The sequence below is a fragment of the Antarcticibacterium sp. 1MA-6-2 genome (assembly GCF_021535135.1).
Taxonomy (GTDB): domain Bacteria; phylum Bacteroidota; class Bacteroidia; order Flavobacteriales; family Flavobacteriaceae; genus Gillisia.
On sequence record NZ_CP091036.1, the window covers coordinates 2,418,771 to 2,441,988 of the forward strand.

Consider the following 23,218-nt stretch of genomic DNA (forward strand, 5'->3'; position numbering starts at 1 on the left):
AAAAATATTTTTGCGAAATTTGAAGTGTTAAACCTTTAACACAGCGCTTGCCTCTTAGATGCAAATAAAAAGAAAGGGTTGCGTGAGTTTTCTTATTTTTTTAAAATACTTTTTAAATGTTATTAAATTCCTACTACAAAAAAGGCATAGAGTGCGGGACTGATGAAGCAGGAAGAGGATGCCTCGCGGGGCCTGTAACCGCGGCAGCTGTAATACTTCCCACTAGTTTTAGAAATAAATTTTTGAACGACTCAAAACTGGTAAAACTTCCTACACGTTTAAGATTGAAAAAAATTATTGAAAAAAGGGCTTTATGTTTTTCTGTTACCCATCTCGATAACAATAAAATAGACGAGATCAACATTCTAAATGCATCCATCCTGGCTATGCACCACTGTCTAGATAAAATAGATGTAGCACCGGAACATATCCTTGTAGATGGTAACAGATTTAAACCTTATAAAGAAATTCCCCATCTATGTGTCATTAAGGGAGATGGTAAATATCTCAATATTGCTGCAGCCTCAATACTTGCGAAAACTTACCGGGACGCCTATATGGAAAAGCTGCATGAAGAATATCCTATGTACAACTGGAAACAAAACAAAGGATATCCCACAGCAGAACATCGGGCAGCAATTGAAAAATACGGAGTTACAAAATACCACAGAAGAAGTTTCCGGTTGCTGCCTGAGCAGTTGGAGCTTGAGCTGTGATTATTATATTTGCAAGACATTCCAAAAATATATCTTTTGATTTTAAAAAAGCTTCTGTTAATATTAGTACCCTTGCTCCTCCTCATTTCGTGTAATGAAGAAAAGGAAAGAGATACTGATCTTAAAAGTTGGATTCCCAAAAATTCAGCCTACATACTAAAATCAAATGATCTAAACTCTTTCCTGACAAAAATTGATAGTCTTTCGTTCCTGAAAGATAATCCACACCTGGTAAGTACCGCAATTAAAACACAGCTCAAAAGTTTGTCGGGATTTTTTAAAGGCCCCGCTATTGTTTCCTTTAGCACAGATTCGGCAGGAATATTCCATTATACCTTCCTTGCACAAGGAAAGCAGGACACTATTCAAATCGACACCATAAAAAATAAATCTATAGAGACTTTTAAATATGAGGATTTTGATATTACCAAATACACCCTGGAAGATATTAGTTTCTTTACCTCTTTTAATAACGAAATTTTAATAGCCAGTAATTCCCGCATAAATCTTGAAAAAATTCTTACAGAAGAGGAAAACAATGATAATGCTATTTTAAACCAAGTTCTCAACGCAGCTGATCCTTCAAAAACTTCTCTTTTAATAAATCATAAATTAGTCGATAAAAACATTGAGGATTCCTTTTCCAATTTCCTGCTCCCTATCCAAAATATTGCATCCTGGAGTGTTGTGGATATTGACCTGGAGGGAGAGAACATTTTTTTAAACGGAATTTCAACCTGGAAAGAAAGTGAGATTAGTATTCTTAGTAATTTTAAGGAGGTAACTTCACAACCAAACCTGCTTGCAACTGTTACACCTAGCCAATGCAGCTGGATTTTATTCTTTTACCTACAGTGATTACAAAAAATTAGATTTTAACTGGGCAAAAATAGACAGTACCCGTCAAAAGATTTCCGATAATCACCTGCTTACTTTTACACGGGAGGCGGGTTTAATTTTTACTGCGGAAGAACCAGTTCTAGTTCTCACTACCACAGATCCCGTTTTAGCCAGAGAAGCAATCACTTCGGAAAACGAATTACTGGAGGAATTTCGGAATTTTTCTATTTTTCATTTTACTGAAGAAGTTTCCATAGCCGAAAATCTGAAGCCATTAATTAAAGAAAAAGAGGCGAATTACTTTGCCTCTGTAGATGAATTCATCCTTTTTTCTAAAAATCTTTCTCCTCTAAAAAACATTATCACCAATTACCTCAATAAAACGACTTTAAGTGAACAGGAGTCTTATAAGGATGCAACGATAAATCTGGCGGAATCATCATCGCTCTTAATGGTAGCTAATTCTGGGGAATTTAAATCAAAACTGTTACAGGTAGCTACCCCCACAATACTTTCAGAAATTGAGAAATTGGACTTCAAAAACTACCCTGTCCTGGCACTTCAATTTGTTGCTGAATCAGATTTTGCCCATGTACATGGAGTTTTTAATACTACCAAGGCCACTGCCTCTGCTTCAGGACCTCAACAACTGGCAGCAATAGAAATTGAAAATACAAACATAGCTCTAAAACCATTTCTGCTGAAAAATGACAAATCCCGAAAGATAGAAGTTGCTTTCCAGGATGAAAACAATATGCTTTACCTTTATTCTGCTTACGGGGAAGCTTCAGTGGAAAAAAGAAGTGGATGGCAGGATCCTGGGAGAAATTCACCAGGTAGACCTGTTTAAAAATGGCAATCTACAATTATTGTTCAGCACTCAAAATTCCCTTACCGTCCTGGACAGGGATGGAAATAGTGTTAAACCATTCCCTCTTAATTTTAAAGACGCTGTGACCAGGCCATTATCGGTATTTGACTATGACAACAACCGCACCTATAGATTTGTCATTACCCAGGGAAGGGATCTTTTAATGTACGATTCCAAAGGTTCCATTGTAAAAGGCTTTGGATTTGACAAGGCAGCTTCTGAAATTTCCCAGTCTCCACAGCACATAAGGATGGGAAATAAAGATTATATAGTTTTTCCTGAAAAGGAGGGGAAATTAAATATCCTTAGCAGGCAGGGGAAGCAGCGGGTGAAGGTAAACACAAAATTAGACCTTTCAGAAAATGGATGGTTTGAGAACAATGGCAATTTTGTTTCGGTTAATACTGAAGGGGAGCTGTTAAAGATCAATGAGAACGGAAAGATCAACCGCGAAAAATCGGGATTTGAGGTTCCTCCATTTCTTACTGCTACAGAAAATACTCTGGTACTACAGTCCGAAAACATTTTAAAAATAAATGACAATACTGTGACTTTAGATTTTGGTTTGTACACGCGACCTCAAATTTTTGAGATTGGTGGAAAAACGTTTATTACCATTACAGATACCCAGTCGCAAAAAGTCTTTATCTTTAATGAAGATGCTACTTTAGTACAGGGATTTCCGGTTTACGGGACTTCTTCAGTAGATATTTATCAGGCAGAGGACGGTGCATTTATTTTAGGGGTATTGGGAGAAAAAAACTCTGCTATACTATATAGATATAATTAGTTTAGGAAATTTTTTCTGACACACTTCGCACCAATTTGGCTTCAAAAATCGAAGCAAAATGTCTTAGTAGTTTTTCCTCCACTTCGTTGAGAGAAACTTCTTTTCTACCGAGCTCTACATTTAAAGAAGTGACAGCTTTACCCTGAATTCCGCAGGGAATAATATGATCAAAGTATCCAAGATCTGCATTTACATTAAGGGCAAAACCATGCATCGTAACCCAGCGACTGGCCCTAACTCCCATAGCACAAATTTTTCTTGCATAGGGTGTTCCTACATCCAGCCAAACTCCGGTTTCACCTTCGCTTCTTTCTGGTTTTAATCCAAAATCTCTAAGGGTCAGGATAATTGTTTCTTCCAGGAGCCGAAGGTACTTATGAATATCTGTAAAGAAATTGTCCAGGTCCAGAATGGGATAACCCACTAACTGCCCCGGCCCGTGATAAGTAATATCTCCGCCCCGGTTGATCTTATAGTATTTTGCTCCTCTATTTTCAAGATCAGCTTCAGAAAGAAGAAGGTGTTCTGCCTTTCCACTTTTTCCAAGAGTATATACATGCGGGTGCTCCAGCATTAGAAGATAATTGGGAGTTTCTTCTTCCAGATTTTCTCTACGGTTGCAAATTTTTAGATCCAGAATTTCGCGGAATAACTTCTCCTGATAATCCCAGGTCTCCTTATAATCCTTTAAACCCAGCCGCTGTATTTCTATCTTTTTATTCAATTTTTAACTCTCTTCCTTTTAGCCACTAATGCACTAATATTCTTATTTTTCTCTTAGTATCCGGCCTATAAACATATACATTTCTCACTCCACTATTATAGCCACTAATGCACGAGTAATTTTAATTCTTTCTCTTGTATTATAATTCCATTCCTTCCACTCTCCACTCTCCACTTTCCACTTTCCACTCTCCTCTTTCCACTGTCCTCATTCCACTCTCCACTCTCCACTTTTAAAGCCTCCTGGATCTAAAAATCCTAATCCTTTGGTTTGTTCAGTATTATCAATGCTGCAATTACTCCTGGAATCCATCCAAGCAGGGTGAGAATGAGAACAATTAAAATTGATCCGCACCCGCGATCGTAAACCGCAAGAGGAGGAAAAAGAACCGAAAGAATTACACGCCAAACACTCATTTCAATGTTTTTTATAAATGGAATTGTACAAAGATATTAATTATATAGCTGAAAAGATGACTCACTTAAACAACATAAGGATGAAAGAAAATGTAATTGACTGGTTGACTGAATGTCCTTATATTTGCACTTGCTTAGCCCAGGAGGGTAAGCAGCTTAATTAAAAGAAAATCATGCAGCTATCTGAACAAGAAATTGTACGAAGAGAAAAACTTCAGTCACTAAGGAAAATAGGAATTGATCCTTACCCGGCAGCCTTATATCCTGTCACTCATAGAACAAGTGAAATTAAGTCTGATTTTGAAGAAGGGAAAAAAGTGGTAGTTGCAGGAAGGCTAATGTCCCGAAGAATTCAGGGAAAAGCATCTTTTGCTGAAATACAGGACTCCCTGGGTAAAATTCAGGTTTATTTTAACCGGGACGAAATTTGTACAGGAGAGGACAAATCAATGTACAATGATGTATATAAAAAGTTGCTGGACATTGGAGATTTTATAGGAATTGAAGGGGAATTATTCAAAACTCAGGTGGGAGAAAAAACCATCATGGTAAAAAACTTTTCTCTCTTAAGTAAATCCTTGAGGCCATTACCTCTTCCAAAAACAGATAAAGAAGGAAAAACATTTGATGAATTTAATGATCCTGAACAACGGTACCGCCAGCGATATGCAGATCTGGTTGTAAACCCAAGGGTAAAGGAAACTTTCGTGAAGCGCACTAACCTGTTTAAAGCGATGCGGAATTTCTTTAACGAAAAAGGTTATTTTGAAGTTGAGACTCCAATCCTGCAATCAATTCCCGGGGTGCGGCAGCCCGACCATTTATAACTCACCACAATGCCCTGGACATACCCCTTTACTTAAGAATAGCAAATGAACTTTATCTTAAGAGATTAATTGTTGGAGGTTTTGATGGGGTATATGAATTTTCTAAGAACTTTAGAAACGAAGGTATGGACCGCACCCATAATCCTGAGTTTACGGTGATGGAAATTTACGTCGCCTACAAGGATTACAACTGGATGATGGAGTTTACCGAGAATCTTCTGGAATATTGTGCTATGGAGGTAAATGGTAAAACCGATGTTACCTTCGGAAAGCATTCCATTAACTTCAAAGCTCCTTTTAAGCGGGTTACAATGACTGATGCTATAAAAGAATATACAGGTTTTGATATAACAGGAAAATCTGAAAAAGAACTTTACGAAGCTGCAAAAGGAATGGGCATAGACGTAGATGACACAATGGGTAAAGGCAAGCTTATCGACGAGATCTTCGGCGAAAAATGTGAGGGTAATTTTATACAGCCTACTTTCATAACAGATTATCCTAAGGAAATGAGTCCGCTTTGTAAGGAACACAGGGAGAATCCAGAATTAACTGAACGTTTTGAACTAATGGTTTGCGGGAAAGAAGTTGCGAATGCCTATTCCGAACTTAATGATCCTATTGATCAAAGAGAGAGATTTGAAGAGCAATTAAAACTTTCAGAAAAAGGAGATGATGAGGCAATGTTTATTGATAATGATTTTCTACGTGCACTTGAATACGGAATGCCTCCAACTTCAGGATTGGGAATAGGAATGGACAGGTTAATTATGTTTTTAACTAATAATGCTTCTATTCAGGAAGTGTTGTTCTTTCCCCAAATGAAACCTGAAAAGAAAGCTTCTGTTCCAAAGCCTGAGGATTTTATTAAACTTGGTGTCCCTCATGATTGGGTAGATGTGGTAATGCACGAATTTGGAAGTGTTTCAAAATTAAAGGAGAATAAAGCTACCCAGGTCCATCAGAAGTTAAATGGGTTAAGAAAGAAAAATAAATTACCCATTGCCGCCCTTCAGCTCGAGGAAGTGGAAAAATGGTTTTAGATAAAAATGAAAAACCCTCTCAGTAATTAGTGAGAGGGTTTTTTCTGATCAAAATTTTTATTTCTTTCCGAACATTCCGCCGATCTTTCCGGCCATTCCACCAAGATCTCCTCCTGCGCCTGCACTTCCTCCAGCGCCATCATCTTTTAAATAATTATCTACCTGGCCTGCAATACCCGCAGGCAGTCTATCTTTCAAAAAAGACGCCACTGTATTCACAGCTGTCCTTGCCTGAGATTCTGAAATTCCGGCTCTTTCAGCCACCATCTTTACAACTTTATCCATAACCGTATTTTTTTTGTTATTTCTACAAATTAAGAAATATTATCAGGAAAACGGGTTTCCTTCCGCAGCTTAACAAAATATTGAGCACCTCATAAAATTATATTTTGGCGAAGACTTTCATTACGGAAGGAAAAATGTTGCAGAGGTTTTATTTCTTATTTATTCTCACGAAAGGATGTTAAAAATAAAAAAGATATAACTATCCCTTAAACCTTTTCTATATTTAGCGGTCAAAGGATTACCCACTTGTGGTCTTTTTCAATTTTTATCGTGAACCACTTCATTACTATTAAAACAATTAAACTAAATTTTTCATGACCAAACAATTTTCGACCAGGCTATTACTTGTAGCCCTGTCTATTTCTGTTTCCGGTTGTGCCGTTTTTCAGAAAAAAGATTCTAAAAGCGCAGCAGCAACTACCGAAAAACCGGAATCGCAGAATAAAAACGGAATCAAACCTTACAGTAAAGTTATCACCAAAAATGCGAAGACCGATGAAGGTCTCTTTACTGTTCACCAGGTGGAGGATGATTATTTCTATGAAATTCCTGATAGCTTATTCAACCGTGAAATGCTCATGGTAACCCGTATAGCTCAAACAGCATCGGGTATTGGCTTTGGTGGAGGTAAACAAAATGAGCAGGTACTTCGTTGGGAAAAGAAGAATAAAAATGTTTTGTTACGCGTTGTTTCCCATGATGTTTATGCAGCTGATTCTCTACCCATTCACGAGGCAGTAGTAAATTCCAATTTTGAACCTATTTTATTTTCTTTCAACATTGAAGCTTATAAAAAGGATTCACTAAGTACTTCTACAGTTATTAAGGTGACAGATCTTTTTAAGCAAGACGTACAAGCCCTGGGTTTTCCTCAAAGAAGCAGAAACAATTACAAAATAAGCCGTATTGATGACAGCAGGTCTTATATTGATACCATAAGAAGCTATCCTGAGAATATTGAAGTTCGTCACGTAAAGACTTATAACTCTACCGAGCCACCTTCAAACTCAAGTACTGCCTCCATTTCAGTGAAAATGAGTAATTCCATGATTCTTCTTCCAAAGGTGCCAATGGAGAGAAGATATTTTGATGAAAGAGTTGGATGGTTCACCAGTTCGCAGGTAGATTACGGTCTGGATGCTCAAAAAAGTGAAACGGTGCGATATCTTGATCGCTGGAGACTTGAGGTAAAAGAAGAGGATCTGGAGAAATTTAAGCGTGGAGAACTTGTAGAACCAAAAGAACCTATTGTATACTATATCGATCGTGCAACCCCAAAAAAATGGATCCCATTCATAAAGCAGGGAATCGAGGACTGGCAGGTAGCTTTTGAGGCAGCGGGTTTTAAAAATGCTATTATCGCAAAAGATCCGCCCTCTGTTGCAGAAGATCCGGATTGGAGTCCTGAGGACGTGAGGTATTCTGTAGTAAGATATCTTGCTTCTCCTATACCCAATGCCAATGGCCCTCATGTAAGTGATCCACGTTCAGGAGAAATCCTTGAATCAGATATCAACTGGTACCACAACGTAATGACTCTGTTAAGAAACTGGTTCTTTGTACAAACAGCTGCTATTAACGAGGATGCACAGGGAGTTGCATTTAAGGATGAAGTGATGGGACGACTTATAAGATTTGTTTCTTCTCACGAAGTAGGACATACTTTAGGTCTTCCTCATAACATGGGTAGCAGTGTGGCATATCCTGTAGAGTCTTTAAGAGATGCTGAATTCACTAAAAAGTTTGGTACTGCTCCATCTATCATGGATTATGCGAGGTTTAATTATATTGCTCAACCGGAAGATGGGGATGTTGCTCTAATGCCGGAAGTAGGTCCATATGACAAATATTCCATAATGTGGGGATATAAGCCCATACCCGGGAAACAGGGAATAGAAGAAAAGGAAGTTCTTGATCAATGGATCATTGAAAAAGCTGATGATCCTATATACAGGTTCGGCGCTCAACAATACAGCGTTGTAGACCCAAGTTCGCAAACTGAAGATCTTGGTGATGATGCTGTTCTCGCCAGCCAGTACGGCATTAAGAATCTTAAGAGGATCACTCCCAGATTAATTGAATGGACCGCTGAAGATGGAAAAGATTACGATGATCTTGAAGAAATGTACGGGCAGGTTCTTGGGCAATATAATCGTTATATGGGACACGTTGCCGCTAACATTGGTGGAGTTCTAAAACAAACTAAAACTTACGACCAGGAAGGTGCTGTTTATTTCCACGTAACTGCCGACAAGCAAAGGAAAGCGATGAAATTCCTTCAGGATGAATTATTTACAACTCCTGAATGGTTGATCGAGCAGGATATTTTCAACAAAATTGAATTTGATGGAAATATTGAAAGAGTACGCGGAACACAGGAAAGAACCCTGAATAATTTGCTTGACTTTGGCAGAATGGGAAGATTAATTGAAAACCGCGAAATCAATGGCCGTGAAGCTTATGACCTTCTCGAAATGATGACAGATCTTAGAACGGGGATTTGGAGTGAATTACGATCGGGTAGCGCAATTAGCACTTACCGTCGTAACCTACAACGGGCATACATTAGTCGAATGGAATACCTTATGACTCAAAACCAATCTTCCGGTCGTTTTGGTGGAACCAGCATAGATGTTGCTCAAAGCGACATTAGACCTGTAGTAAGAGGAGAACTTGTAACTCTTTTAAGGAATGTAAAAAGTGCTGCAAACAGATCAGGTGATCAATTAACCCGATATCATTTGTTGGATGCAGCTGAAAGAATAGATCTTATACTTAATCCAGTGAAATAATAGCGGCAGCGCTAACCATTTTAAACTACCGCTTAAAGCGGTAGTTTTTTTTTGCCTCTATAGCTACTGGCGTATTAACTCTTTTTCACAAAAACATTTTACTAAACCAACACTTTTAAAACAACTTTAAGAAACCAGTTAAAAAAGAAATAAAGGCGTGCATTTCTGTCTTAAATTTTTTTTCGGGTATGATATTTTCAGGACTTTAGGGCCATTGATAACCTAAAAAAGAAATAAGTATGAAGAGTTTAAGCAATGATCTTACGAGGTACGTGATGTATGTTGTATTTTCTTTTATGGCAGTTGGGATGTCCAGCTGTAGCAGTGATGATGACGCTGATGATATGATGGAACCAATAGCAACAGGTTCTATAACTGTTGAAGACAACCAGGAAATTTCCCAAAATACTTTAATAGTACAAAGCGTGACCGTTGGACAGGAAAGTTGGGTAGTAGCCGTTATGGGCGGTGACGAAAACACTAACAATTTTATTACAGAACCTGTTAAGGTAGAAGCAGGAACAACTACAAACGTTGAATTAATACTTAATGATGATGTTGATTTAACGGCAGGAGATGCAGGAAATGAGATATCCATTAAACTTTATGCCAACGATCAGGACGAGGGAAATTTAGGAGAATGGGATGAATCAGATGATCCTATTATGGATGGAGATACCATGGCAACAGAAACTATAACTGTTTTCGTTGACGACAGTAGTAATCAAACCTTTGCCGATTTTGACGCAAATGCTGATGGGATGCTGAATCAAAATGAATTTCCTAATTCCTACCAAAACAATTTTTCTGAATGGGATGTAGATGGAGACGGTTCTTTAAGTGATGAAGAATTTTCTAACACTACTTTTGGTAATACCGATGCAGATGACGACGACACAATTAGTGAAGCTGAATGGAATATGGGGTGGACCAGAATGTACGGCACTTACACTTAGCGAAGATGATTTTGCCACTTTTGATGCTGACTCTAACGGAAGCCTAAGCAGTGAAGAGTGGATGACTGGTTTTGGAGAGACTGAATGGTTTACAACGTATGATGCCGATGCAAACAGCAGTGTATCAGAAACTGAATGGAATACCGGACTCTGGGGAGACTGGGATGCAGATGGGAATGGATCTATTAATGAGGATGAGTTCAATATTTATAGTCCTTATACCACTGCCTGGTAAACATAATCGCTTTAAAAATAAAAGTCCGAAGGTTAATTCCTTCGGACTTTTTTATTTTATAGTTGCCTGAGTTTTCTTTAATCAATCCACTTTCTAAAGCTTTACCCCACGTAACCGCAATGCGTTTGCTATTACGGAAACTGAACTAAAGCTCATTGCAAGCGCCGCAATCATTGGAGAAAGCAGGATCCCAAAGAACGGGTAAAGTAAACCTGCTGCAATTGGCACTCCCAGGGTATTATAAATAAGAGCAAAAAATAGATTTTGTTTTATATTCTTCATCACTTTACTGCTAAGGTTTTTTGCCTTGACCACTCCATGAAGATCACCTTTTACCAGCGTAATCTCTGCACTTTCTATTGCCACATCGGTTCCTGTTCCCATTGCTATTCCAATATCGGCCTTTGCAAGTGCTTAGCGCATCATTAATACCGTCTCCGGCCATCGCCACTTTCTTTCCCTGCTTTTGAAGACGTTCTACTTCGTGCAATTTATCCTGCGGAAGCATCCCGGCTTTGAAATCAGTTAGATGTAATTCTGAAGCTACTGCGGCTGCGGTCTTTTCATTATCTCCCGTCAACATCACAACCTCCACCCCTCTGTCTATTAATTCCTTTATCGCCTGCCTACTGGTATTCTTGATTGGATCTGTAATTGTCATAAAGCCGGAAACCTTTCCATTTACAGCGACATAAGAAACTGTCTTTCCTTTTTCCTGTTCTGCCTCTACCTGCTTCTTGAGATCGCTACTAACATCAGCCTTGATTTCCTGCATAAGTTTCTCGTTACCTATAGCAATCTTTTTTCCTTCAGAAATTCCTGTAACTCCTTTACCTGTAACCGAATTAAAATCTGAAGCTTCTGAAACATTTACCTTCCGATCTCGTGCATATTTCACAGTAGCTTCAGCTAATGGATGCTCACTTTGCGCATTGACAGAAGCGATGTACTGAATTAATTCTTCTTCAGAAATGTTATTTAAAGCCACAATTTTTTCCACTGAAGGTTTTCCTTCAGTAATAGTTCCTGTTTTATCAATAATGAGTGTATCTATCTTGTCCATTTGTTCAATGGACTGGGCATTTTTGATCAATACTCCGTTTTGAGCACCTTTTCCCACTCCTACCATCACTGACATTGGTGTGGCAAGTCCGAGGGCACAGGGACAGGCGATAATAAGGACTGCAATAGCATTAATGAGCGCAAAGGAGTAGCTGGGTTCCGGTCCCCATATTGCCCAAACTATGAAGGTGAGAACCGAAATAAGGACAACAATCGGCACAAAATAAGCAGAAATTTTATCCGCCAACTTTTGAATAGGCGCCTGGGAACGGCTTGCATCATTTACCATTTTGATGATCTGCGCAAGCAGGGTTTCATCCCCAACTTTTTCTGCTTTCATCGTGAAACTTCGGTTTCCATTAATGGTTCCTGAACTCACTTTGTCACCTTCAGCTTTTTCCACGGGAACAGGTTCCCCTGTTATCATAGATTCGTCGATATTGGTTTCCCCTTTTTCGATGATACCATCCACGGGGATTTTATCTCCCGGCTTTACCCTCAGGATATCTCCTACCTGAATTTCATCTGTATGAATTTCTTTTTCTACCCCATTGACTACAATAACTGCTCTATTAGGAGCGAGCTTGAGAAGCTCCTTTATGGCAGAATTTGTTTTGCTGTGGGCTCTGGCTTCCATCAACTGACCCAACAAAACCAGCGTAAGAATTACAGTAGCGGCTTCAAAATAAACATGCACAGTACCGTGGTGAGATTTAAATTCCGCAGGAAAAATATCAGGAAAGAGCAATCCTACGACACTAAATATCCAGGCAATTCCTGCACCTATCCCGATGAGGGTAAACATGTTCAGGTTCCAGGAGACGATGGATCTCCAGGCACGCTCGAAGAACATCCAGGTGGCGTAAAAGACTACTGGTAGCGAAAGTGTAAACTGTACCCAGTTCCACGCTTTCATACTCATCCAGTCGTACAGTGGATTGCCTTCTATCATTTCGCCCATGGCAATAATGAAGATGGGAAGTGTAAACGCAACTGCAATTTTAAATTTTTTAAGTAGCTTTTGGTAAGACTTCTGCTCGGCTGAGGCTTCAGGTTCGATCCGAACCAGATCCATTCCGCAGATGGGGCAGCTTCCCGGCTGTACTTCCTTCACTTCAGGGTGCATCGGGCAGGTGTACTGTGGCTCTTCAGCCTTTAAGCTCACTTCTTCCACCAGGTCCATTCCACAGACAGGGCAATCTCCCGCTTTGTCATAGGTCTTGTCACCTTCACAATGCATCGGGCAGTAAAAAGTGCTGGTGCCTTTCCCCTTCGGCTTTTTTGGCTTTGGCGGTGCAGCAAGTTCCTGCCCCGGAAGACCAATATTGTAGGTACCACCATCTTTTTCCAGAACTTCCTGAAATTTCTCCAGTGGCAAGTGTTGCTTCATCGTTATTACTGCTTCCGCTTTTTGCAAATCCACCTCAGCTTTAATTACACCTTCAACTTTTGAAAGTGTCTCCTCAACGTGGCTGCGACAACCGTTGCAGGTCATCTTAAGTAACCTGGTATTTGTGTGACATCAATTCTTTCCCTTCCGAAGAAGGTGTGGAAATATGATAATTTCCACCATTTTGTTGCAGGGCAGATTCAAAAACATCTACAGGAATATGCCGTTGCATATGAATTTCAGCTTCAGCTTTTTCAAGATCTACAGTAACGTTTGTAACTCCGTCGACTTCGCTCAACACCTTCTCTACGTGTGATCTGCAACCATTACAGGTCATCCCGGCAATTTGATAAGTGTGCTTCATGGTAGTTCCTTCCGTAGCAGACTCATGTTTCTTATCCGAAATATGATAATTCCCGCCTGCTTCCTGTAAAGCCGCTTCAAGCTTTCCTGTTTTCACGTGATTTGACATTTCAATTTCAGCTTCAGCTCTTTCAAGATCTACTGTAGCAAATTGAACTCCTTCTATTCCTCTAAGGATTTTTTCGACGTGCCCGCGGCACCCATTACAGGTCATTCCTGAAACATTGTAAGTATGTTTCATCGTAGTTCCTTCAGTAGAAGATTTATGCATTTCTGAAATATGATAATTCCCGCCTGCTTTCTGCAGGGATTTTTCTAATTCCTGAGTTGGAATGTGAGGTTCCATCTCTACTACAGCCTCGGCTTTTTCAAGATCAACTACTGCTTTCTTTACCCCTGGAGTTGCATTTAAAGCTTCTTCTACATGCTTCCTGCAACCGTCACATGTCATCCCGGATATTTTATAAGTGTGTTCCATATTTCTTAAATTGAAATGTAAATTTACTCTGTCCTTTATTGTAAGACTTTCAGGATTAGGGTGAAAACTTTTAAATTTTTTAGAAAAATTCAATTCTTATAAAAAACAAAACCCCGGAAAATACCGGGGCTTCTGCTTTATAATAGCACGACTTATGCCGCATAATTTCTACAGGCTTCAGCACATTCTCTACATGCTTTAGCACAATCTTTACAATGTTGGTGTTCGTGCTTTTCACATTCTTTAGCACAAGCCTCACAAATTTCAATGCAGTAATCCAGCAGACCCTGAACATTCTTAAAATTGGTTATGATCACCTGGTTAACGGTGGAACAAACCTCAGCACAAACTCTATCTGTCCGTATACAGTCTACCATCATTTTCACATTTTCTTCCCCGAGACATGCATCAGCGCAATAATTACAGTGGTTAATACAATTTCCCAGTGCATGAATCAATCTTTCATTTCTCATAATATATTGGTTTTAATTAATTACCTCAATTTAAGAATAAGAATTTGCAAGGACTTTTAATAAAAATGTAAAAACTTACGATATTATTGATTTTATAAAGAATTTAACGTGTTTCTGCTTTTAATATGGTTCATCCGGTATTGGGAAGGAGTTAATCCTGTAGCTTTTTTAAAGGAAGTAGAAAGATAAGCCGCACTTCCATATCCCATCAAGTCAGCTATCTCAGAAATAGATTTTTCATTATACTCCAGGAACTCCTTAATTCTTTCGGTCTTAATGGCAAATTGAAAAGCCTGGATGCTCTTGCCTTCCACCTTTGTAAAAATTGAGCTAAGATGACTGTAGTCAAATGCGAGATCCTCTGTAAGCAACTGGGAAAGATTTTTATTACTGAAATTAGCATCATCATAAATGCTTTTAATAATAATAGATTTGATCCTGGTGACGATCATCTCATTCCTGTCTGCAATTAAGTCAAATCCAACCTGCTTTAATTCCTTTTTAAGAAGCTGTTCTTCCTTTAAAGGTAAAGCCCGCTTTAAAACCACCTCTCCCAGGGATATTCTTTCAAACGGAATTTCCAGCCGGAGCAGAATTTGTTCCACTGTGCTTATACAGCGGTCACAAACCATGTTTTTAATATGCAAGGTTTGATCTATCATTTAAATTTCTTTTTTCTATATTCTCTAACTTAGGAATTTTAATGGATAAGAAGCATATTCTGCAGGAGAAGCACCGCAGAATATGAACCTGTTTACATTAGTTAATTGTTGCCTCTACCCTGCCGCATTTCAACATTTTATCCCCATAATATGGATTTCTTATTTCCTGACTATTGGAGAACCAGTAGTCACCTTTACCTTCGAAAGCCATGGGGCAATACTGCTTGTATATTTCTCCCGATGCCAGTGCTCCTTCCAGCCTGGTTTCCATAGCCGCAGTAAGATTTGAAAATGCTTCCCGTTGCTTGTTCACATCGTTACTGCTGGAAATATTTCTCGCCGCTGCAGCAAATTCTTCAGTGACTTCTGCTGTTTCCAGTTGTGCCACCAGTTCTTTTGCCCTTTCCTGTGCCATTGCTGCATCTGTCTCTACCAAGGCTTTTTTAATATCTATGTAATGCTGGTAAACCATTGCTGTAGTTTCATCTTTAAATTCGGCGGTGGTTTCATCAATATTCTCCTCAATTTCTGTATCCTCATTCATACGCTCACCTTCGCGCATTTCATTTTGCATTGGCTCTGCAGCATCCTCTTTATTCTCCTCCCCATTCCTGCAGGAATTAAGAGTTAAGGAACCTGCAATAAGGGAAAACATCACTAAACTTTTAAAATTTCTTTTCATGACTTCTTTATTTATAATTTATTAAAATTAAACCAATTTTTCCTGCTTAAAGGAAATTTTTCAAAAAGGGATTTTTGCATTCTAATTCTTTGCCTCCAGTTTTTCTAATAACTGCTTCATTTGGGCAATTTCTTCTCTTTGAGTTTTAATTATCGTTTCTGCCAGTTTTTTAACCTCCGGGTCTTCTATATTTGCTCGTTCACTGGTTAATATAGCAATGGAGTGGTGAGGGATCATGGCCTTCATCCATAATTCATCTCCTATAGGAGTTTGCGCCCTTACCAGCAATAACGCACTTACAAAAAGCAGAAAGCTTCCTGTATAAATAGCGATGTTCTTCTTCTTGTTTTTATACATATTCAACATTAGAGAAAGCATAATAACGGCCATGGCAGAGATTCCCAAACAGCTCATATAAAACCGGGTAAGACTAAAGTATACGTGGTCCATTGCATAGGTGTTTAAATACATGGTGATATACATTGCTATAAATGACAAACCCAGCATTAAAAAAAATTTGCGATACATACTACTACTCATTTTTTGGTCTTCTTTTTTAGATGATTCCATTTTGTCTTATTTTTAGTTAATTAATTTCTCTTTTTACTTCTCCACATTTCAACATTGCTGCTCCATAGTACGGATTTCTAATTTCAGGGGATGCGCTTAACCAATCTGCACCCCGATTACTGTTTGACATAGGGCAGTGCAAGACATATAACTCTCCTGAGGATAATTTAAAACTTGTGACCATTCCTATTAAAGTATTTGATAATTCATCAAAGGAGTTTCTCATTTCTTCAATACCCGCGGCGGCGGCCATATTCTTTAAGCTTAACATCAACTGCTCTTTATAACTTTTCCATACTACTGCTGCTGCTTCATTTAAATCCTTTGCACTCACATTTTCTATTTCTTTCTGCAAATTTAATGCTGCTGATTTTGCTTCGGAAAATTGATCACTTACCAAAGCATCTTTTAATTCCAGATAATGTGCTGTTATTAAATTAAGTTCAGCCTTTGCTGCTTCTGAAATTTCTACCTCCAGCGCAAGATTGCCTTTTTTCACATCAGCTGAAGGATTCATCATGCTTGGCCTGCCGGAAAGCTGAACTGCGGCATCTACTGTAAAAGTTCCATTAGTAACGATCTCCTCTCCATTTTCAAGTCCTGATTTTACCATATAGGAATCCCCAAGCGCTAAGTCCCAAAACAATTTCTCGCATCTCAAAAGCCGCTCTCCCGTTAATGCTTTTCTTAATGTATACAACAGATCTTTCTCCTGTCCACAAAACTGAAGATTTGGGAATTACCAGTTCTTTCTTATTGGTTGAACCAACAGTGGTATTTGTTACTACTCCCGATGCAAACATTTCAGGTTTTAATTTTCCTTCCTTGTTATCCACCTCAACACGTGCAGTGGCCACCCTCGTTTGTGAATTAATAATGGGATCTATAAAGCTTATTACGCCTTCAAAAGTTTCTCCGGGAATGGAATTTACTGTGTACTGTATCGTATCACCTTCTTCTATCCAATTTAATTCACTTTCATAAAGATCAAATAGTATCCAAACTTTTGAAAGATCTGAAATCTCATAAATTGGCATCCCCCGTTCTACATAATCTCCCAGTTCCACCATTTTTTCTGTCACAATTCCGCTTACATCAGCTGTGATAGCAAACCTGTCCAAAGCTTTTCCTCCTGAAAGAATACGCTCAATTTGTGCAGGCCCTATCTTCCAGTTTCGAAGTTTCTGCTTTGCAGCCTCAAATAATTCCGGCTGACTTTCCTTAATGCTTGCCGCCTGTAGAAGCTCTTCCTGGGCGGTTACCAGTTCAGGAGAATAGACGGTTGCCAGGTTTTGTCCGCGATTTACTTTTTCTCCGGTAAAATTAACGCTTAGCTTTTCTATTCGTCCCGGAATGTGGGTAGATTGAGAATATGAATTTCTCTCATCAACCTGAACTTTTCCGTTCAGCCTAACCTCTTTTGAAGCATTCCCTCTACCCACAATCATCGTCTGGATATTTGCAAGCTTCATAGCATTTTCGCTCATCTGGTAGCTGCCAATATCTTCTCCGCTCGTTGTTGATGACACAGGAATAAGATCCATCCCACAAATAGGACAATCTCCCGGCTCATCTTGCCGAATTTGAGGGTGCATGGAACAGGTCCATTCCTGCTCTCCTGCCATTTCTGAATGTTCGTGAGAAACCTCGTCATTAGAGTTTCCTCCACCAAAGAACAGCCAACCCAGCAGGATACCCGCTATGAGTATTCCGGCTGCTGTTAATAATGTTTTGTTATCTGTTTTCATCGTCTTCTTATATTAACTCTAAGGATACCTATTTCTGAATTTCTGAAAGTAAATATTCCAGTCGTGCTTCTGCTATCAATCCGTTCTTTAGGGCCTCTACTGCCTGGGCTTTATAAAGCAAAATATCCTGATTCATTTGAAGAACCTCCTCAAAATCGGTAATAGAACTGCTAAAACCGGAGATGAGTAGTTTGTTTGCCTGATCTGAGCTTGTAACCTGTCGGGTGTATAATTCAATTAATCTTTCTGCTTTCTGAAGCTCATAAACCATACTTTCATATTCATATTGTAATTCATTAATCCGGGCACTTTGCTGCAGTTCTGTGCTTCTGGCCATCAATTCAGCTTCTTTTCTTGCAGCTCTGTATTTCTTTCTATAAATAGGCAGAGTAACGGTAAGCATCGGCATAATCGCGTCCTGCCCATTCATTTCGGGATTGGCATCTGTACGTTTAGAAATAATGCTATAATCAACCCCAAGGCCTAGCATTGGCATTCCTTCTTTTTCTGCAACTACTTCCTGAAGTTCATAAGATTCCCGTTGCTTTTCAAAACCAATCACACTGGGATGCTCTTTAAAAAGATTTTCGATATTCTGCGGAACAATTACAGTTCCCAGGCTTAATGTATCCGGCACTTCTATAGAAGCAGATTTTTCCCTGTTCAGCAATAGATTAAACCTTGCCTGCAACGGGCGTACCTGTTCCTGTAGCAATTCAATCTCAGTTTGTGCGGCTAAAAGCTGAATATCCACTTTCACCACATTGACCATAGGAGAATTTCCGCTTTTAAATCGGCTCAGTGCCAACTCCCGATAAGAATTCAGAATTTCCAGATTTTCATTTTTCAGCTGAAGTATTTTCTTCAGTGCATACAATTCAGCATAAACAGATTTTATATCGAAAAACAAATTCTTCCGAAGATCCAAATATTGCTGAAAACTGGCTTCTGCCATTAAAATTGAAGCTTCTTCTTTTGCTTCCAGAGTTCCAAACCAGGGAAACATCTGCATCAGGGAAAATCTTGCTTCCTGCGCACCTAACCTAGTCTCCACCATTCTTCCGAAGGCGCTCATCGTAAGGCTGGGATCGGGCAAAGATGACACCTGTGGCGCCTTTTGCATGGCCGCTTCAAACTCTGTATAAGCAGCACGAACATTAGGATTATTTTCAGCAGCAATTCCAAGATAATCATTTAAAGTTTGAGCAGAAACAAAGCCCCCCATCCCCCAAAGGGGGAGAAACAGTAACCAAAAACCCCGAAGGCCCACTAACCCTCTAAGGGAGAGTTTGAGCCATTTCCTTCGGGTACGTTCTATATGTATTTTCATTTTTTGTTCTTTAATTGTAAAAAAAGTTTACGACTTAAAAATCTATAAGTCCCCTCTCCTTCGGGGAGGGTTAGGGAGGGGACCGGGGGAGCCGGAGGTTGCCACCACACTTTCCCGCCAGTAAGCCTGCAACACAGGTACTACAAAAATTGTCATTATCTGTATGATCATTCCTCCTACTATAGGGATAGCCATGGGTACCATAATATCTGCACCTTTTCCTGTGGAGGTCAAAACGGGGAATAAGGCAATAATGGTCACTGCAGTTGTCATCATCGCTAAGCCTCACTCTTTTTAATCCCGCCTCCATTACCGCACTTCTCACTTCAGCAACCGTCTGCGGATTCCGTTTTTCAAAAACCTGGTGGATATATGTTCCCATTAAAACGCCATCATCTGTCGCAATACCAAACAGCGCAATAAATCCAACCCAAACGGCTACACTTAAGTTGATATCTCCCATTTGAAACAGGTCCCGCATATTCATTCCTGAAATGGCGAAATTCATAAACCACTCCTGTCCGTAGAGCCAAATCATTATAAATCCGCCTGCAAAAGCAACGAATACTCCGGAAAAGTGAATTGTAGAAGCAATTACAGTTTTGAACTGGAAGTAAAGAAGCAGGAAGATGATGATCAAACTTATAGGAATTACAATTGAAAGTCGCTTTACAGCCCTGACCTGATTTTCATAGTTTCCGGAAAATTTATAACCAACTCCTGCCGGAACTACCAATTCTCCCGAATCAATTTTCTCCTGAATGAACTCCTGCGCATCATTGACGGTATTTACTTCAGCATTACCTTCACGTTTATCGAACAAAACATATCCTACCAGGAAAGTATCTTCGCTCCTGATCATCTGGGGACCTCTGGTATATTCTAAATCTGCAAGCTCACCTAATGGCACCTGGGCACCGGAAGGTGTGGGAACAAGTATTTGTTTGATGCTTTCCGGGTCATCCCTTAGTTCTCTTGGATAACGAACCCGTACAGGATAACGCTCTCTGCCTTCAACAGTAGAGGTGATCTCCATTCCCCCTATCGCTGTTTCCAAAGTTTGCTGAACGTTTTCAATGCTGAGCCCGTACCGGGCTATGGCGTTTCGATTGATATTGATCTCGAGATAAGGCTTCCCTACAGTTCTGTCTGCAAACACCGCTTCAGCTTTTACTGAAGGAACCTGCTGTAATAGTTCCTCCAGCTCCATCCCAAATTCCTGAATCGTCTGTAAATCCGGTCCATAAACTTTAATTCCCATAGGAGCCCGCATTCCGGTTTGCAACATCACCAGCCGGGTTTCTATAGGCTGAAGTTTTGGTGCAGATGTTACCCCTGGAATATCAGTTCTTTTCACGATCTCCTCCCAAATATCATCGGGACTATTAATATGAGCTCTCCAGTTCCTGAAATATTCACCACCATCTTCTACTATAAGATCTGCGGAAGTTATTCCTCTATTAATAGCTTCTTCATTTGTAAGAGTATCTCCTGATCTTAATATGAATCGCTCATCATCATCAACTTTAAAAGCCACAGGTCTTCCCGATTCAGAAAGAATGTATTCTGTTTTATAATTGATCACATTCTCATACATAGAAATTGGAGCAGGATCTAAAGCACTTTCAATCCTTCCAAGCTTACCTACTGCAACTTCTACTTCAGGAATAGCTGTAACTGCAATATCCAGTCGCTGTAAGGTTTCTTTTGAAGCCTCAATACCAGCGTGTGGCATTGAGGTAGGCATCAGCAAAAAAACTCCCTTCGTTCAACGAAGGCATAAATTCTTTTCCAACACCCGGAAACGAGTGTGACAATCCGCTCCAGACACTTGTTTTCCTGATATTTAAACCTACAGTATCAAATCCATTTGCAACAAATCCAAAAATCTTTGGAAATCCTAACCAGATCGTCACTCCGAAGAAAATTGTGATCAACGGCAGCAGTAGAAATTTACCTTTGTTCAGCAGACACCAGTTAAGAATTGGCCTGTAAAATCGAACGATTCCCATTAATATCAATAAGGTTATGGCCAACAGCACAATTACAAATAAGTAATTGGCAAAGAGAGAATTTTGATGCCCGAGCGGCACCCATTCTTCAGTTAAAAAGAATATAGATACTGCAAGAATAATGAACAGCGTGATCTGTTTAGAGTACTTCCCAAGGAAATCGGGATTTTGATCTTCCAATAATCTAAGAATACCTATTACAACCAAAGCTATGGGCAGCCAAAGACCAAAATATATAGCCAGGAATAAACCTCCCAGGATTAAAGAAAGGTTCCATATCCTGTTTACTCTTTTCTTCTCAAGCTTTAGGTTAAAGGCAAAGTAAGAAAGCATTGGCAGGATCATTATTCCAATAAAGAAAGATGCGGCCAGGGCAAATGTTTTGGTAAAGGCGAGCGGCCTGAACAATTTACCTTCAGCATTTTCCATAAAAAACACCGGAAGAAAACTTACAATGGTAGTTGCAAGTGCAGTGGTGACAGCCGGAGCAACCTCAACGGTGGCTTTGTGAATTACAGCCAGTAATTTCGCATCTTTTGCTCCCCTGTTTTTCCTCATCTCGAGATGTCGAATGGTGTTTTCCACGAACACGATCCCCACATCTACCATTATTCCTATTGCAATGGCGATACCAGATAAGGCAACAACATTGGCATCTATACCAAAATACCGCATTACGATAAAAGTGATAAGTACAGCAATAAGCAGCAAGCTGGAAATTATAAGAGAAGCCCGTAAATTAAGGACCAACACGATGATGACTATTATACTTATAAGAATTTCATCTGAAAGTGCACTTTCCAGGGTTCCAATGGTTTCATTAATTAACTCTGTTCTGTCATAAAAGGGAACGATTGTGAGTTTACTAACTGTACCATCAGCAAGGGTTTTTTGCGGAAGGCCCGGAGAGATCTCCAGGATTTTCTCTTTGGTATTTTCTATAACAGCCAACGGATTAGATCCGTACCGGGCGACAACAACTCCGCCCACGACTTCAGCTCCTCCTTTGTCCAGGATTCCCCGTCTTTCAGCAGGTCCCAGAGTTACAATTCCCAGGTCCTTTATAAGTACAGGTTTATTATCTACTGCAGTAACGACTGAATTCTCTATATCTTCAATAGATTTTACATAACCAAGTCCCCTCACCAGGTATTCTACTTTATTAATTTCTAGAGTTTTAGCACCTATATCCCGGTTGGAATTCTTTACCGCCATCATTACCTGGTCAATTCCAATATTGTAGGCCTTCAATGCATCAGGATTTACATCGATTTGATATTCCTGAATATAACCTCCTATAGAAGCTACTTCTGAAACTCCCTGCGTACCGCTTAGTCCCAGTTTTACATAATAATCCTGAATGGACCTTAGCTCATTTAGGTCCCAGCCTCCGGTAACATTTCCTTCCAAATCACGACCTTCCAGCGTATACCAAAAAACCTGGCCAAGGCGTAGCATCAGGACCCAAAGTTGGCTGAACGCCCTGCGGGAGTAGATCAGAAGAAAGGGAATTTAGTTTCTCGAGAACTCTGGTGCGGGACCAGTAGAATTCCACATCCTCTTCAAATATGATGTAAACAATAGAAAATCCGAACATTGAGGTGCTCCTGATAGACTTCACTCCCGGAATTCCCAATAAGGAACTTGTTAACGGATACGTGATTTGATCCTCAATGTCCTGTGGAGAACGTCCCGGCCAGTCAGTAAACACGATCTGTTGATTTTCTCCAATATCGGGGATAGCATCAACCGGAACAGAATCCTTGGGCAGAATTCCCAGGTCCCAGTCAAAAGGTGCCGTTACAAGTCCCCAACCAATAAAAAATATCAGCAGGATTACAGTTACCAGCTTAGTTGTATAAAAAATACTTTATGAATTTATCAAACATGAAATTTGATCATTAATTAAAACTTCTGATAGGTGAGGTACTTGCAGCATTAGCAAATCCTCAT

18 protein-coding genes and 4 pseudogenes are annotated in these 23,218 nt (G+C 39.6%); 8 read left to right on the forward strand and 14 right to left on the reverse strand.

Going from position 1 to position 23,218, the window contains the following annotated elements:
- Positions 1-116: 116 nt before the first annotated feature.
- Genes LZ575_RS12320 through LZ575_RS12335 form a run of 4 tightly spaced genes read left to right on the forward strand, consistent with a single transcriptional unit; the run spans position 117 to position 3,217 of the window.
- The gene (locus tag LZ575_RS12320; protein ID WP_235324858.1) at positions 117-716 is read left to right on the forward strand and encodes a ribonuclease HII; all 600 of its coding nucleotides are present in this window, start codon (positions 117-119) and stop codon (positions 714-716) included.
- Positions 717-752: 36 nt separating this feature from the next.
- A complete protein-coding gene (locus LZ575_RS12325) occupies positions 753-1,574 on the forward strand; it encodes a hypothetical protein (protein WP_235324859.1) in 822 nt (273 codons plus the stop codon).
- Positions 1,519-2,406, forward strand: coding sequence for a hypothetical protein (locus LZ575_RS12330; protein ID WP_235324860.1), 888 nt, complete (start codon positions 1,519-1,521; stop codon positions 2,404-2,406). Before LZ575_RS12325 ends, LZ575_RS12330 begins: the two co-directional genes overlap by 56 nt.
- Positions 2,300-3,217 (forward strand): hypothetical protein, encoded by a 918-nt coding sequence (locus LZ575_RS12335; protein WP_235324861.1) that lies wholly within the window; start codon positions 2,300-2,302, stop codon positions 3,215-3,217. The genes LZ575_RS12330 and LZ575_RS12335 overlap by 107 nt, the downstream gene beginning before the upstream one ends.
- A gap of 1 nt (position 3,218) precedes the next feature.
- On the opposite strand, the gene lipB is transcribed toward LZ575_RS12335, so the two are convergent.
- From lipB to LZ575_RS12345, 3 genes are all read right to left on the reverse strand, one after another.
- Positions 3,219-3,941 (reverse strand): lipoyl(octanoyl) transferase LipB, encoded by a 723-nt coding sequence (gene lipB, locus LZ575_RS12340; protein WP_235324862.1) that lies wholly within the window; start codon positions 3,939-3,941, stop codon positions 3,219-3,221.
- A gap of 104 nt (positions 3,942-4,045) precedes the next feature.
- Positions 4,046-4,171: a hypothetical protein gene (locus LZ575_RS22585; protein WP_255702610.1), complete on the reverse strand. Its 126-nt coding sequence runs from the start codon at positions 4,169-4,171 to the stop codon at positions 4,046-4,048.
- A 27-nt stretch (positions 4,172-4,198) separates the two neighbouring features.
- Positions 4,199-4,357: a YqaE/Pmp3 family membrane protein gene (locus LZ575_RS12345; protein WP_235324863.1), complete on the reverse strand. Its 159-nt coding sequence runs from the start codon at positions 4,355-4,357 to the stop codon at positions 4,199-4,201.
- 173 nt (positions 4,358-4,530) lie between these two features.
- Between LZ575_RS12345 and lysS the strand changes: the two are divergent.
- Positions 4,531-6,227: pseudogene (gene lysS, locus LZ575_RS12350) on the forward strand (lysine--tRNA ligase).
- Between the two features lie 57 nt (positions 6,228-6,284).
- On the opposite strand, the gene LZ575_RS12355 reads toward lysS, so the two are convergent.
- Complete coding sequence (locus tag LZ575_RS12355) at positions 6,285-6,512, reverse strand: DUF2267 domain-containing protein (RefSeq protein WP_235324864.1); 228 nt, start codon at positions 6,510-6,512, stop codon at positions 6,285-6,287.
- 314 nt (positions 6,513-6,826) lie between these two features.
- Between LZ575_RS12355 and LZ575_RS12360 the strand changes: the two genes are divergently transcribed.
- The 3 genes from LZ575_RS12360 (at position 6,827) to LZ575_RS12370 (ending at position 10,495) form a co-directional block, all read left to right on the forward strand.
- Positions 6,827-9,304 carry a zinc-dependent metalloprotease gene (locus tag LZ575_RS12360; protein ID WP_235324865.1) on the forward strand — a complete coding sequence of 826 codons (2,478 nt, stop codon included), beginning with the start codon at positions 6,827-6,829 and terminating at the stop codon, positions 9,302-9,304.
- Between the two features lie 239 nt (positions 9,305-9,543).
- Positions 9,544-10,260 carry a hypothetical protein gene (locus tag LZ575_RS12365; RefSeq protein WP_235324866.1) on the forward strand — a complete coding sequence of 239 codons (717 nt, stop codon included), beginning with the start codon at positions 9,544-9,546 and terminating at the stop codon, positions 10,258-10,260.
- Complete coding sequence (locus LZ575_RS12370; protein WP_235324867.1) at positions 10,208-10,495, forward strand: EF-hand domain-containing protein; 288 nt, start codon at positions 10,208-10,210, stop codon at positions 10,493-10,495. The genes LZ575_RS12365 and LZ575_RS12370 overlap by 53 nt, the downstream gene beginning before the upstream one ends.
- Before the next feature lie 93 nt (positions 10,496-10,588).
- Here LZ575_RS12370 and LZ575_RS12375 read toward each other — a convergent pair.
- The 10 genes and pseudogenes from LZ575_RS12375 to LZ575_RS22590 form a co-directional block, all read right to left on the reverse strand.
- Positions 10,589-13,551: pseudogene (locus LZ575_RS12375) on the reverse strand (heavy metal translocating P-type ATPase).
- Between the two features lie 111 nt (positions 13,552-13,662).
- Positions 13,663-13,788: pseudogene (locus LZ575_RS12380) on the reverse strand (heavy-metal-associated domain-containing protein); the annotation flags it as partial.
- Between the two features lie 152 nt (positions 13,789-13,940).
- Entirely contained in the window at positions 13,941-14,261 is a 321-nt protein-coding gene (locus LZ575_RS12385; protein WP_235324868.1) for a four-helix bundle copper-binding protein, read from the reverse strand.
- Between the two features lie 92 nt (positions 14,262-14,353).
- Positions 14,354-14,923: an AraC family transcriptional regulator gene (locus LZ575_RS12390; RefSeq protein WP_235324869.1), complete on the reverse strand. Its 570-nt coding sequence runs from the start codon at positions 14,921-14,923 to the stop codon at positions 14,354-14,356.
- Positions 14,924-15,020: 97 nt separating this feature from the next.
- Entirely contained in the window at positions 15,021-15,605 is a 585-nt protein-coding gene (locus tag LZ575_RS12395) for a DUF3347 domain-containing protein (RefSeq protein WP_235324870.1), read from the reverse strand.
- Positions 15,606-15,686: 81 nt separating this feature from the next.
- Positions 15,687-16,175, reverse strand: coding sequence for a DUF305 domain-containing protein (locus LZ575_RS12400; RefSeq protein WP_235324871.1), 489 nt, complete (start codon positions 16,173-16,175; stop codon positions 15,687-15,689).
- 16 nt (positions 16,176-16,191) lie between these two features.
- Positions 16,192-16,788 carry a DUF3347 domain-containing protein gene (locus LZ575_RS12405; RefSeq protein WP_235324872.1) on the reverse strand — a complete coding sequence of 199 codons (597 nt, stop codon included), beginning with the start codon at positions 16,786-16,788 and terminating at the stop codon, positions 16,192-16,194.
- Positions 16,769-17,923, reverse strand: coding sequence for an efflux RND transporter periplasmic adaptor subunit (locus LZ575_RS12410; protein WP_235324873.1), 1,155 nt, complete (start codon positions 17,921-17,923; stop codon positions 16,769-16,771). Before LZ575_RS12410 ends, LZ575_RS12405 begins: the two co-directional genes overlap by 20 nt.
- A 28-nt stretch (positions 17,924-17,951) precedes the next feature.
- A complete protein-coding gene (locus tag LZ575_RS12415; RefSeq protein ID WP_235324874.1) occupies positions 17,952-19,253 on the reverse strand; it encodes a TolC family protein in 1,302 nt (433 codons plus the stop codon).
- A 42-nt stretch (positions 19,254-19,295) separates the two neighbouring features.
- Positions 19,296-23,154, reverse strand: a pseudogene (locus tag LZ575_RS22590) (efflux RND transporter permease subunit).
- Positions 23,155-23,218: the final 64 nt, after the last annotated feature.